The organism is Ruegeria sp. 6PALISEP08, assembly GCF_001238295.1.
Taxonomy (GTDB): Bacteria; Pseudomonadota; Alphaproteobacteria; order Rhodobacterales; family Rhodobacteraceae; genus Ruegeria.
The window spans coordinates 212,518-224,905 of the sequence record NZ_LGXZ01000006.1; the positions used below are offsets into that span (position 1 = coordinate 212,518).

The 12,388-nt window shown below is 54.8% G+C and carries 13 protein-coding genes and 2 tRNA genes; 11 read left to right on the forward strand and 4 right to left on the reverse strand.

What is annotated here, in order from left to right; translation table 11 throughout:
* Positions 1–92 precede the first annotated feature (92 nt).
* The 3 genes from ALB80_RS11185 (at position 93) to ALB80_RS11195 (ending at position 3,323) form a co-directional block, all read left to right on the forward strand.
* Positions 93–2,381 (forward strand): glycosyl hydrolase family 28-related protein, encoded by a 2,289-nt coding sequence (locus ALB80_RS11185; RefSeq protein WP_050604241.1) that lies wholly within the window; start codon positions 93–95, stop codon positions 2,379–2,381.
* Positions 2,382–2,524: 143 nt separating this feature from the next.
* Positions 2,525–2,851 (forward strand): antibiotic biosynthesis monooxygenase, encoded by a 327-nt coding sequence (locus ALB80_RS11190; RefSeq protein ID WP_050604143.1) that lies wholly within the window; start codon positions 2,525–2,527, stop codon positions 2,849–2,851.
* Positions 2,852–2,915: 64 nt separating this feature from the next.
* On the forward strand, positions 2,916–3,323 hold the full coding sequence (locus ALB80_RS11195) for a universal stress protein (protein WP_050604144.1): 408 nt from the start codon (positions 2,916–2,918) through the stop codon (positions 3,321–3,323).
* A gap of 3 nt (positions 3,324–3,326) precedes the next feature.
* Here the strand turns inward: ALB80_RS11195 and ALB80_RS11200 are convergent, their stop codons facing one another.
* Positions 3,327–3,926: a pyridoxamine 5'-phosphate oxidase family protein gene (locus ALB80_RS11200; RefSeq protein ID WP_083445270.1), complete on the reverse strand. Its 600-nt coding sequence runs from the start codon at positions 3,924–3,926 to the stop codon at positions 3,327–3,329.
* On the opposite strand from ALB80_RS11200, the gene ALB80_RS11205 reads away from it, so the two are divergent.
* Positions 3,925–4,347 (forward strand): excalibur calcium-binding domain-containing protein, encoded by a 423-nt coding sequence (locus ALB80_RS11205; RefSeq protein WP_050604145.1) that lies wholly within the window; start codon positions 3,925–3,927, stop codon positions 4,345–4,347. The two genes, ALB80_RS11200 and ALB80_RS11205, sit on opposite strands and share 2 nt — an antisense overlap.
* Positions 4,348–4,365: 18 nt before the next feature.
* On the opposite strand, the gene ALB80_RS11210 is transcribed toward ALB80_RS11205, so the two are convergent.
* Positions 4,366–4,794, reverse strand: coding sequence for a hypothetical protein (locus ALB80_RS11210; RefSeq protein WP_050604146.1), 429 nt, complete (start codon positions 4,792–4,794; stop codon positions 4,366–4,368).
* A gap of 220 nt (positions 4,795–5,014) precedes the next feature.
* On the opposite strand from ALB80_RS11210, the gene ALB80_RS11215 reads away from it, so the two are divergent.
* Both ALB80_RS11215 and ALB80_RS11220 read left to right on the forward strand, forming a co-directional pair.
* On the forward strand, positions 5,015–5,305 hold the full coding sequence (locus ALB80_RS11215; RefSeq protein WP_050604147.1) for an antibiotic biosynthesis monooxygenase: 291 nt from the start codon (positions 5,015–5,017) through the stop codon (positions 5,303–5,305).
* Positions 5,306–5,444: 139 nt separating this feature from the next.
* On the forward strand, positions 5,445–6,089 hold the full coding sequence (locus tag ALB80_RS11220) for a hypothetical protein (protein ID WP_157054191.1): 645 nt from the start codon (positions 5,445–5,447) through the stop codon (positions 6,087–6,089).
* 227 nt (positions 6,090–6,316) lie between these two features.
* On the opposite strand, the gene uvrB is transcribed toward ALB80_RS11220, so the two are convergent.
* The gene (gene uvrB / locus ALB80_RS11225; protein WP_050604149.1) at positions 6,317–8,503 is read right to left on the reverse strand and encodes an excinuclease ABC subunit UvrB; all 2,187 of its coding nucleotides are present in this window, start codon (positions 8,501–8,503) and stop codon (positions 6,317–6,319) included.
* Between the two features lie 81 nt (positions 8,504–8,584).
* Entirely contained in the window at positions 8,585–9,064 is a 480-nt protein-coding gene (locus tag ALB80_RS11230; RefSeq protein WP_050604243.1) for an SRPBCC family protein, read from the reverse strand.
* Positions 9,065–9,221: 157 nt separating this feature from the next.
* Between ALB80_RS11230 and ALB80_RS11235 the strand changes: the two genes are divergently transcribed.
* The 5 genes from ALB80_RS11235 (at position 9,222) to ALB80_RS11255 (ending at position 12,227) form a co-directional block, all read left to right on the forward strand.
* Entirely contained in the window at positions 9,222–9,533 is a 312-nt protein-coding gene (locus ALB80_RS11235) for an ETC complex I subunit (RefSeq protein WP_050604150.1), read from the forward strand.
* Entirely contained in the window at positions 9,534–10,010 is a 477-nt protein-coding gene (locus ALB80_RS11240; RefSeq protein ID WP_050604151.1) for a GNAT family N-acetyltransferase, read from the forward strand.
* A gap of 21 nt (positions 10,011–10,031) precedes the next feature.
* Positions 10,032–10,108: transfer RNA gene (locus ALB80_RS11245), tRNA-Arg, on the forward strand.
* Between the two features lie 343 nt (positions 10,109–10,451).
* Entirely contained in the window at positions 10,452–11,972 is a 1,521-nt protein-coding gene (locus ALB80_RS11250) for a hypothetical protein (RefSeq protein WP_172677883.1), read from the forward strand.
* 186 nt (positions 11,973–12,158) lie between these two features.
* Positions 12,159–12,227: transfer RNA gene (locus tag ALB80_RS11255), tRNA-Lys, on the forward strand.
* The last annotated feature ends 161 nt before the right edge of the window (positions 12,228–12,388 follow it).

Consider the following 12,388-nt stretch of genomic DNA (forward strand, 5'->3'; position numbering starts at 1 on the left):
CGGTATCCAGACTTCCGCGTTCGGGACGGACCTGAACACGAGGTTTGGACGCGTTGCCAGATATGTGCGGCGCGATTGAGAAAGGGTTTTCAATGAACAAGGCAATCACCGACGGCATCGTGTTCATGCCACCGCAATTTGCGAATGGCTTGACGGTCTGGTCTGCTGGAGACGGGACACCCGGCTCGCCCACCTATGGCGGGTCCGGCACCGGGGTTTTTGCACCGTCGGACGCGGATTTTGGCGGCTGTCTTGAGATTCTGAAGGTGAACACCACGCAGCAACTGCGCTATATGGGGCAGACGCCGATCCTGCCGGGTTGCTATTTGCAGATCAAAGCCCGTGTCAAAGCGATTAGCGGCCCGCTGCCATCAGTGCGCATCGCCGCCTGGGCAGGCGGGGCGGGAGACGCACATGTGGCAGGTGTTGTAGAGCAAGGGCCAGCGACTCAGCTATCGGGTTATGGTTCTGTGCATGAGATCACCGCGATTGTGGGCACCGGACAGCGCCCAGGCGTGGATATGCCTTGGGGGCTCGCTGCGCTGTACGGGCATTTCGGCGTGAACATCGAAGGGGCCAATGGTGCCTTGGTGCGTGTTGACGATCTTGAGATTACTGACGTCACCAATGTTTTTCTTCGTGAAATGATCAGTCTGGTGGACGTTCGGGATTATGGCGCCTTGGGTGACGGTGTTACGGACGATTCCGCTGCGTTTGAAGCGGCAGATCAGGCAGCTGGCGGTCGCCGTGTCTATGTTCCGCAGGGCACCTATCACCTTGCAGAAAACACCAGTATTGCTTCCGAGATGGAGTTCGAAGGCACCGTTACGATGCCGGATGACAAGATGCTGTTGCTGACCAAAGACTTCCATCTGCCCAGCTATATCGCGGCCTTTGGAGATGAAGAGTCGGCGTTCAAAAAGGCGTTTCAGGCGCTGTTGAATAACTCGGATCATGAATCGCTGGATTTGGGTGGCCGCAAGATTTCAGTAACGGCCCCGATCGATATGGCCGCAGCGGTTCCGAACAAACAAGGCGGTTTCTCGACCCGCCGGGTGATCCGAAACGGTCAATTCGATGTCAAAAGCAGCACGGCTTGGGATACCGAGACCTTCACATCGGTAGCGACCTATGATCCTTCGGACAACACCCGGCTGACCAACGTCGCCAATGTCGCGAACATTCCCGTGGGATCTTTGGTACAGGGAAGCGGTGTCGGGCGCGAAATCTATGTGCGGTCAAAAAACATTGGGGCGGGCGAGATTATCCTGAACGCGCCTATCTATGATGCCTCGGGCACCCAGACTTTCACGTTTCACGCGTTCAAATACCTTCTGGACTTCAGCGGCTTTAACACGCTGCGCAAATTCGGCATGGAGCAGATCGAATTCCAGTGCAACAGCCGGTGCAGCGGCATCCGTCTGGCGGCATCGGGCAGCACATTCCAACTGAAAGACTGTTTCGTCAGCCGCCCGAAGGATCGGGGTATCACCTCGATCGCGACAGGGTGCAAAGGGATGTTGATCGACAATTGTCAGTTCCTGTCGGCGGAAGAGTCTTTCCCCGTGACGGATCGGTCTTCGATTGCGCTGAACACCAACTCAAATGACGTTAAGTTGCGGCACAATCAGGCGGTACGGTTCAAGCATTTTGCCGTATTGGGCGGCGACAACAACATGGTTCTTGGCAATCACTTTTTTCAGGGTGATGGCATTCCGCAGGGTGTTCGCACTGCTGGGCTGATCATGATCGGCACCTATAACAGTTCCACCATCGCCGAGAACTATATCGACAACTGTTTTATCGAATGGACCAATGAACGGGACGCGTCACCCACCTATACCAGTGGGTTCTCGTTCAGTGCCATGAGCATCACGGACAATATCTTCTACTCAAGCCAGGCGCCGTCCTGGTTCAGCTTTCTCATTGTGCGCCCTTATGGGGCCGGGCATTTCTTGAACGGTTTGGCTGTGACCGGAAACAAATTTCGCGCCACAAGCGGTTGGATAGATCGGGCGGAAAGGGTGGGCACGTCATTTGCGGATCTGAACAACAACAGGCACACGAATGTGACGTTCCAGAACAACACCTATCACGGTGTCACAAAAAAATCTGCGCATCCGTTGAGGATTCGTCACCAGCAGAACTCCGCGTCGAATTTTTGGATTATTCCTGCAAATGGAGAGCTGCAGTTTAACGGAAAAGCACGTAGCTGTGATGGAGTCACGATTGTTGACGGGATCTACGGTGTTTTCAATAATTTCGTTTTCGGCGTTCCTCATGTTGTGACCGAGCATGGATCTGCAGGTGAAAACTTGCTTTTGCGCTGGTCAGAACACGTCAGGGGTGAAGTGTCGGTTCTGATGCGAATGGAGAAGTAGCACCAGGGCTGGCCACCCCACTAAGGGTGGCCAGTTCACCATTCTTTGCCAGAGGAAATTGATCATGATGCGTCATGCCGGCAGTAAATAGGCGACGTTTGTTTTCGGTGTGCTAAGCTGAGGAAAGCAAATGGAGAGTCCCGATGCCGAAAATCGCTAAAAACGCCAGTGTTCAAACAGTTATCACAACCTTTGAAATGACCCCGGGAACGTGTCAGGACCTGTTGGAGGCCCTGACAGATGCTTATGCCGAGTTCATCTCAAAGCAGCCGGGATTTGTGTCTGCAGGGCTGCATGTGAACGACGCCCAAACGCGCATTGCCAACTATTCGCAGTGGGAGCGCCGCGAAGATTTTCTCGCCATGTTGCGGACGCCCGAAATGCGCGACCGCAACCGCAAGATCAACGAATTGTGCAAAAGCTTTGAGCCGGTCATGTATGACGTGGCCGAGACATTCGGAAGTTCCTGACCTGAATCAAAGCCTGTAGCATTTGTCTGTTTCACAGTTATCCTGCAAAACGGAGGCTCACGCTATGTATCACAACATTCTTGTCCCTATCTCTTTTGATGCTGAAAGAGACACGTCCGGGCCTTTGAAGCTGGCCCAGCTTTTGGCCACGCCAGACGCACAGGTGACATTGCTGCATGTGGTCGAGCATATTCCGAATTATGCGATTTCGTATATGCCGCCCGAGTATCTCACCGAAGCGCGCAAGGCGATTCAAGCGGAACTGGATGAGCTGGCATCTCAGTTGCCGAATGCACGTGGATTGGTGGTCGAAGGGCATTCCGGACGAACAATTCTGGACTGGACCGAAGCCAACAATCCCGACTTGATCATTATGGCATCGCATCGGCCGGGGATGCAGGATCTGTTGCTGGGCTCGACTGCATCTCATGTCGTGCGGCATGCGGGGTGCGCGGTGCATGTGGTTCGCTGACCGTCAGAAATCCCCCGCTGTCAGACGATAGGCTTTGCCAAAACCGCCATTCAGTAACCCATCCTTTATGGCGAACCTGACAAAGCTGAAATCTGCGAAATCGACGTATAGCTTTGCTTTGGGCCGCAGGCTCAGATACCGCTCGCGCAGCGGGGCATAGTCGGACATGTCCCGGTGTACCGGCCGTGCCACGGCATGAAGCGTCAGACGAGGATGCGTCAGCGGGTCGCCCTTCTCTTTGGGCTCTCCGACCAGAAGGGCGCAATTGGGATTGGCGTTCAGCGCGCGGGTGTGTTCAGCCAGAGAAGAGATCAGCGTGACGGGGCAGCCATCTGTATCCGTGGCCAGCGCGATGCGGGACAGCGTCGGCAGAGTCGTTTCGGGCTGCAGAACGGCCAGCGCAGCGAACTGGGCCTGCTCAAGAAGCTCTCTGGCCTGCGCACGAGCGTCGCCGTCCGGGGTTTGATATGGATTGGTCACTGTGTCGGCAAGACCTCGGAATCTGGGTTTGGCAATCACACTAGAGGGCAAAACAGGGTCCCGCCAACCTTTCAGATCGATTGCCTCGGCTTTGCCACATATCCATCGTAAAAGTCCGGACATGCTGTTCAAGAAGCCTACGCAGGATACGCCTGACCTGAACCCAAGATCGTCCAGACGCCATCAGCGGGCCGAGGCCACGCGCCGGCAGGCGTTGTCTCCGATACGTATCCTGACCATGGTTCTGTTGCTGCCTCTGACCACTGTACTGATCGCGGTGAGTGTTTTTATTCGACTGTCCGAGTACAATCGGGACGAGGCAGTGATCCATCTGATCGCCCTGGTAGGGTGCGATGCGACGCAGGCCATGGGGATCGGACCTTTCCGGGAAGGGCAGCCAGGGTATCACACACGCAACGACCCGGATGGGGACGGGGTGGCCTGCGGCTTTGCCGAAGCGCCCGTCTCTCAGAGTACGCAACCAGAGAACCGCCCAGAGCCGCAACAACGTTCTGTCGGCAACGCCAAATTCGTGCGCCCATAGCGGATAACGCAAACGTATTCAGGATAGCTGCGCGCCTGCACACGTGCGAAAAATACGCACCTGCGGCGCTGCGTCGTTCAGAGGAAACTCTGCGATCCCGTCTTGCGTGAACGCATAGGCGACCCGGTTGTGCTCCAACCCATCCAGCACATTGCCAAAGCCGGTATCCGTCACCGTCAACGCGGATCCTCCGTCGGACAAGACATGGCGTGGGGTGGCGATTTCGATGGGGTTTGGTCCTTCGAAACGCATCGCAAACCACGGGGATTGGGCCCACATCTGATCCTTTCGAGTGACCGTCACCGTATAGAGCGGTGCGGACGGGTCATAGGTCAGGAAAATCGTTGCCGCACCTGTGTCGTGCGACAGCGTGCAGATATCGCCCACCGTCGCCTCCCACGCGGAGGCCGGGGTGGCAAGGATCAAAGAGGTCAGAATTGCGCGCATGGGTGGGGATGTAGCCGCCGAACAGGGCAAGACAAGGTCCGGGGCTCCCACGGCGCAACCCTGAAGTGTCAGCTGCTTGGGCGCAGTGAGGCGCGTGGTTGAAAATACCTGCAAATCCCACGTATCAATGCGAGATATCAAGTCGCTGTGCTAGGGTGCGCGCGGCGCGGTCGTTCCGGTCGCGTCCCATGGCAATTTCGCCAGACGAGGGAGGAAAGTAATGTTTGCACGTATTACCCAATTCAAGATGAAGCCCGGCACGCGCGAGGCGGCGACCGCGAAAATGAACGCTTTGAAATCCGAGATCATGGGCATGCCCGGTATACACAGCTTTACCAACGTGATGAACGAGGACGGGTCGGGCTATGTGATTTCGGTGGTCGAAAGCGAAGCGACCTCGAACGCAAACGCGCCCAAAGTGGCCGAGCTGTGGGGTCATTTCGCCGAATTCATGGAAGGTCCGCCGACACCGGTTGGGTACGACGTGGTTGCGCATTGGGATAAGGGTTGAACGGCTGGGCGGGATATTCCCGCCCACCTCTTTACAAAAGAAACCACGACAGGTCCTCGGTCAGCACCAAGCGGGTGCCACGCACCAATTGGGTGGCGCTTTGAATTCATGCGAGCTGGGCTGCACGTTTGAAGTGTGAATGCAGCGTGTAGGATGGGTGATTTCACCCATCGTTGGGTGGGCGTCAGAAAAGATGGGTGCGAGCGCCCATACTACGCTTGCCAAATTGTTGAATGTTCTACAACTCCTTGAGGTCAATTGGGTTTTATGCATAAGTTGCGACAGTTTTTTAGAGCCGCGCGTTTTGATGTCCCAGAAAGAACTAGCGTTTGAGATTGCATACACTCAGTTGCGTTCGCAAAAGGAAGATTTAAGGAACGCTCGAAACCAAGCGGGCATGGCTGCCGCAATGACTGGTTTGGTTGGAACTGTTTTCGCCGGGCTAGTTGACCTCGAGAATGTTATTGGAAGTGATGGCTTCGTCATTTTGTCAATAAGTTTCAAATTTTGGTTAGTTATCATTACGTTCTCACTATCGTTGTATTTTGCTGCAATGGTCAGTGTTGCTCAGAGAACATGCCACTTTGAGCTCAATCCGACTTGGGTGTTGGACCGTGAAGTGGCAATGGAAGCTGTTGAGGAAACCAAGGCACAACTAGCCAGAGACTGTGATGCATTTTTTGATGAGAATGAGAAAGTCATCTTGGAGGCACGTATGAACCTGTGGCGTGCCGTTGTACTAGGATGCGCACAGATTCCAGCGTGGCTGTTGAATTTAGTATAAAGGGCAAAGTAATGGCGAAAAAACCATCTTCGGGAAAACCTAGTGTATCGTCCGGCAAAGGATCAAAGCGAGATTCTTCGTCACCTCAGTCAATTAATGAGAGTGGGCAAAGTCAAGGCAGCAACTCAAGCCAAAACACTGGCTCCGGAAAACCCACTACTCGAGGTAAGGACAAGTGAACTAACTGAGTAAGCAAAAGCTATTCGTCAGGCATTCGGAGGATGAAATCACCTTTTCCTCCGCTTCACATTCCCACCCCGCTGCCCCGGTCGCCCAGCCGTTGACCGACCGCGTGACTTCACCGCATCCTCCGAGGCTTTCTCGACCGCCCATTGGCGCGCCATGGGGTCGTCGGCGATGGCCAGATCAACTGCTTCCAGACGTTTGATCTCATCCCGGATATTGGCGGCCTCTTCGAACTCCAGGTTCTCGGCGGCTTTGCGCATCTTGTCGCGCAGGCCGTCCAGATGCGCCTCGAGATTGGCGCCGTGCATCGGTTTGTCGATGGTGGCGGTAACGCGGTTCATGTCGACGTCGCCCTGATAGAGACCGGCCAGAACGTCCTCGACGTTCTTCTTCACCGTGGCGGGCGTAATGCCGTGTTCCTCGTTATAGGCGACCTGCTTGGCGCGACGGCGGTTGGTTTCATTCAGTGCGCGCTCCATGCTGCCGGTGATCTTGTCGGCATACATGATCACCCGCCCATCGGCGTTCCGCGCGGCGCGGCCGATGGTTTGCACCAGAGAGGTTTCCGATCGCAGGAAGCCCTCTTTGTCGGCGTCCAGAATGGCGACCAGCCCGCATTCGGGAATGTCGAGGCCTTCGCGCAGCAGGTTGATGCCGATCAGCACGTCGAAAGCCCCCAATCGCAGGTCGCGCAGAATCTCGATGCGTTCCAGCGTGTCGATGTCCGAGTGCATATAGCGGACCTTGATGCCCTGTTCGTGCAGGTATTCGGTAAGGTCCTCGGCCATGCGTTTGGTCAACGTGGTGACCAGCGTGCGGTATCCGTCAGCGGCGACTTTGCGCACCTCGTCCAGCAGGTCGTCCACCTGCATGCTGACAGGGCGGATTTCAACCTCGGGGTCCAGCAGGCCGGTAGGGCGGATCACCTGTTCGGTGAAAACGCCTCCGGTCTGCTCGATCTCCCATTTCGCCGGGGTGGCCGAGACGAAGACGGATTGGGGGCGCATGGCGTCCCATTCCTCGAACTTCAAAGGTCGGTTGTCCATGCAGGACGGCAGGCGGAACCCGTGTTCGGCCAGCGTGAACTTGCGCCGATAGTCGCCGCGATACATGCCACCGATCTGCGGCACGCTGACGTGGGATTCGTCGGCAAAGACAATGGCGTTGTCAGGGATGAATTCGAACAGGGTGGGCGGCGGTTCACCGGGTGCACGACCGGTCAGATAGCGCGAATAGTTCTCGATCCCGTTGCAGACGCCGGTGGCCTCGAGCATTTCCAGATCGAAATTGGTGCGCTGTTCCAGGCGCTGGGCCTCCAGCAACTTGCCTTCGCCCACCAATTGGTCGAGGCGCATCCGCAGTTCCTTTTTGATGCCGATAATCGCCTGCTGCATCGTGGGCTTTGGCGTCACATAGTGCGAGTTGGCGTAGACGCGCACCTGCTCCATCGTGGCCGCGCGTTCACCAGTCAGAGGATCGAATTCGGTGATGGCCTCCAGTTCCTCGCCAAAGAACGACAGCTTCCAGGCGCGGTCCTCAAGGTGGGCGGGCCAGATCTCCAGTGAATCGCCGCGCACCCGGAACGATCCGCGCTGAAACGCCTGATCGTTTCGGCGGTATTGCTGGGCGACCAGATCAGCCATCACCTGCCGCTGGTCGTATTCTTTGCCGACCTTCAGGTCCTGCGTCATCGCCCCATAGGTTTCGACCGAGCCAATACCGTAAATGCACGACACTGACGCCACGATGATCACATCGTCCCGTTCCAGCAGTGACCGCGTGGCCGAGTGGCGCATGCGGTCGATCTGTTCGTTGATCTGCGATTCTTTTTCTATGTACGTGTCGGACCGCGCGACATAGGCCTCGGGCTGGTAGTAGTCGTAGTAAGAGACGAAATACTCGACAGAGTTCTCGGGGAAGAAACCTTTGAATTCGCCGTATAGCTGCGCCGCCAGCGTCTTGTTGGGCGCAAGGATGATCGCCGGGCGCTGGGTTTCCTCGATCACCTTGGCCATTGTAAAGGTCTTGCCCGTTCCGGTCGCACCCAACAAAACCTGTTCACGTTCGCCGTCCAGCACGCCGCTGGTCAATTCTTTGATCGCTGTCGGTTGGTCACCAGCGGGGGCAAACTCTGTATGCATGACAAACTGCTTGCCGCCTTCCAGTTTCAGGCGTGCGCGCACATCTTCGGTTGTCATTTGGGTCTTGTCGGAATGGGCGTATGGCATGGGCAGGCTCCGGGTCAGACCCCTACATTTGTTCTTATTTTGTCCAACTGCAAGGGCTGATCCGGTACGAAATCCTCAGATTCAATAATAGGCGGGCTGCGCTTCCGGAATGATATCAGAACTCACCTTGTCGGCTAGCGCCTTCAGGTTGCCGTCGAGAACTCTGGACATCATCATTTTCATCAGGCTTTGCCCCATAAGCCAGCCGAGAGGGCCATATTTCACGGTATAATCCATGCTCCAGGTCACTCGGGTTCGGGTCTGTGCCAGTGGTTCGATGGCAATAGCGGCGTGCGCTTCGATCAAGGGCATCGCCGACATCTCGGACAAGCGCACAGTGTAACCTCGGTTGGGGTCCCATTTGGTCACTTCTTCAACCAAAGAAGTTCCGTTCTCAAAATAACAGCGCCGCCTTGATCCAATGCCAGTGGCACCATAGGTCAGGGCCTCCACTTGCGCGATCTGCGGCGCAATCTCGTCAATCTGTATGAACCGGCTGAGTATCGCCCAGATTCTCTCAGGGTTCGCGTCGATTTCGAGGCTGCGTTCATGGTGGATCATCTGTCTATTCCTTCGGCTGATCTTTGAGCGATCATAGGTGGACCTAATGTCAGTTTCTGACATCAGCTCGCTGGAACCTGCCGCGACAATTGCAATCTTGCCCCCGGGCGCGCTCTGACGCATAAACAGCTCAGCCAAGTGAGTACGGAGAGGCGACATGCGCGCACGGATTTACCAGCCTTCGCGAAACGCGATGACCTCGGGGATGGCCAAAACCCGCAAATGGGTTCTGGAATATGCCCCGTCCTCGGCGCGTGAGGTTGACCCGCTGATGGGCTGGACCTCTTCCAATGACACGCAAACTCAGATTCGCCTGAAATTCGACACCAAGAAAGAGGCGCTGGATTACGCCAAGGACAATGGTATCGACGCTCAGGTCAGTGAGCCGCACAAGCGCAAACCCAACTTGCGCACGCGAGGCTACGGCGAGAATTTCGCCACGGACCGGCGCGGCCCCTGGACTCACTGAATGATCGAAATCCGCGAGGCTGATCCGACCTCGGATGCTTTGCTCCCGCTTGTCGAGGCGCATTTTGCCCATAGCGAATCGGCGGGGCCTGTGGAAAGCAACCACACCATGAACGCCAAGGCTTTGGCCGGATCGGGGATTCGATTCTGGGCGATCTACGAAGAGGCGCAGCCATTGGGGTGTGGAGCCTTGAAAGCTCTGCCCGATGGCACGGCCGAGGTGAAATCGGTACATATCCTCGAACAAGCGCGGGGGCGCGGTCTGGCGCGTGTAATGATGAAACACCTTGCTGAATTAGCGCGCGCCGAAGGTCTTGACGCATTGGTTCTTGAAACCGGAGCAGAGCATCTTGCGGAATACGATGCGGCCCGCAAGCTCTACGAGGCGTTGGGTTATTCCTATTGCGGACCGATCCATGGGTATAGTGATGATCCGAACAGCGCATTCATGCGCTTGGCTCTTGAACCCGGCCCGTAAAAACCGCAAGAAGGGCTCAGCGGTCCCTTAGCTCAACTGGATAGAGCAGCTGACTTCTAATCAGCAGGTTGAGGGTTCGAGTCCTTCAGGGATCGCCATAAAAATGACTCTGTACTTCCGAGAATTTCCAAGTGCTCATACGGAATCGGGTTTTGTCAGGAAGACAGTCACGCAGTTGGTGAAATTTGGTCACTAACGTACTGAAAATAATCCAGTAACTTTGGTGGCGGTATTGCCATATTTTAAGTTTCTGGATCAAAGTCGCCCCCAACTCACAAATTAGAATGCACTGGGGTTTTTCGAATGAGGTCTAGCTGGTTTTTTACCGGTCTGCTGGCGATTGCTCTCTTATCCAGCAATGCTACTGCTGTCGCCGTACTTAGTCGAAGTTTTGACCCCGTACTAATCTCGATATGCTGTTCGATCCTGACCTGTGCGGGCTTGGCCACAGTGGTCAATGGGTTGAAATTGAACTTTCGGCGCTATGTGTCCGATCCTCACTTCTTGCTTACCATTGGCTTGAAAGCTGCCAATGATCTGGCATTTTTTTTGGCAGTTGGGGGCAGTCAACAGATTGAAGCGACAATTTTGGTCTACCTTTATCCGATCAGCAATATGCTCATTGCGGGCTTTGTCTTAGGAGACAGCTACGAGCGTCTCACACCTGCGCACTGGATTCTGGTTGCCATCGCCGGATGCTCCATATTTGCGATCACCCCTCTTACCGGCACGAACGCTATGGAATGGTCCATTGTTTTTCTGGCGTTGCTGTCGGCTCTTTCCAGTGCTTATGTCGTTACCTTACAGAGCGCCGCAGATCGCTTGTCTGCAGACAACAATGATGAACGCGCGCTGATTTTGCTTTTGTTCCTCGGCAGCACGCTTCTGCAGATTATTTATGTTTTGATCAGCGGACATGACCTGAAGATTGATGAAGCGCTATCAAGCGAGCAGCTGTGGATGTTCGTTCTCGGGGTTGGTTGGATTTCGATTTTCGTCAACATTGCAAGTGAAAAGCTTTGGTTGCGGGCGTCGCGCGAATATCAGGGAATCTCACTAAAAAGCTTATTCTTCCTCTCTCCAGTACTGGGGGCGATTTATTTTGTGCTGCTTGGATTGGACACAGTGAACTCAGCGATGGTCTTTTCGCTGACTATCGTCGTTACGGTTAACTTGTTGTTGCATAACAAAGACATTGAGGAGTTGTCCTTTTTGATCCTGATATTCTCTTTCGTTGGTCTAACAGTGGTTCGAGAGATGCTGCCAGAAACCACAAATTTCTCGTCCTTTGTTGCATCACCTTTCGTGCTGGACAGCCAAATCGCGATCATCTCGATACTGATTGGCTTTATTTTGCTACGCGCTTTTGAGGTCTACACAAAGTCCATTGATGCATTGGTCAAGCTTCTCGAGGTCATGGTTGAGTTCGCGCGAAAGAAAAACCCGGGAATGCTGCCAGAACTTGAGACGCAATTCATGCATCTTCTACAGGCACCGGATGTCGCGTACTGGGAAAACAAAAAATATAGGAGTTTTAAGGACGCTGTAGCGAGCCCGGAAGTTGCTGCGACTTACATGCATTTCTTCAAACTGCGGTTCGCATCGACATCATACGCGGAGTATTTCCTTTGCTTCCTGATATGTTACTCGATGCTGCCTTTTATTTTGGGGTATTCGCTTCGGTCTGACGGTAGTGGATTTCTGGGTGTTCTGATTTCTTCAATATGTATCTTCCTGCCGTTCTTTATTCTTGAGCTGACGACACTGCGTATGGCGCAACCATATCTTGGGCTTTTGTTGCGCCGTGTCGCGTGGCTTCAGTTCAGTGCTGCGGGTGAAGATGTGCCAATGTACTTCGTGCCCCGCCAGAGGTTTAAGCGCGCGCGGTTCAAAAGAGCGCTGTCAATGGCGGGGATCGTGATGCTTGTTGCGATTGTAAGTTGGAACTTCTTGGCAAACTGATAGCAACGCCGCCGTTCCAAGAGACACCGAACAGCTGGCGCGTCAGGCGAGGAAACGTGTGATAGATGTGGCTCGTTACGAAACCGGGTAGCTATTGTTTTGGCAAAGGTTTCCGCCCATCTGCTGAGTTAATCGCTCGGCATTGGAAAGCCAGAGGTGAATCTTAAGAAGGCGCAGCGGCCCCGTAGCTCAACTGGATAGAGCGGCTGACTTTTAATCAGCAGTTTGAGGGTTCGAATCCTTAAGCGACCGCCATTTTTTAACAGATATCAGACACAGATGATCAGGGCCTTGATCCGGGGCGCTGTTGTGGCTGCTTGGTGGTGTGTAAGGGGCTGGACGAGGGGGTCATGCCAGCCCCTTTAAGGGGTCACAGAGTGGTAGTGTGTGTTCCTTAACCAATCATTAACCTGATT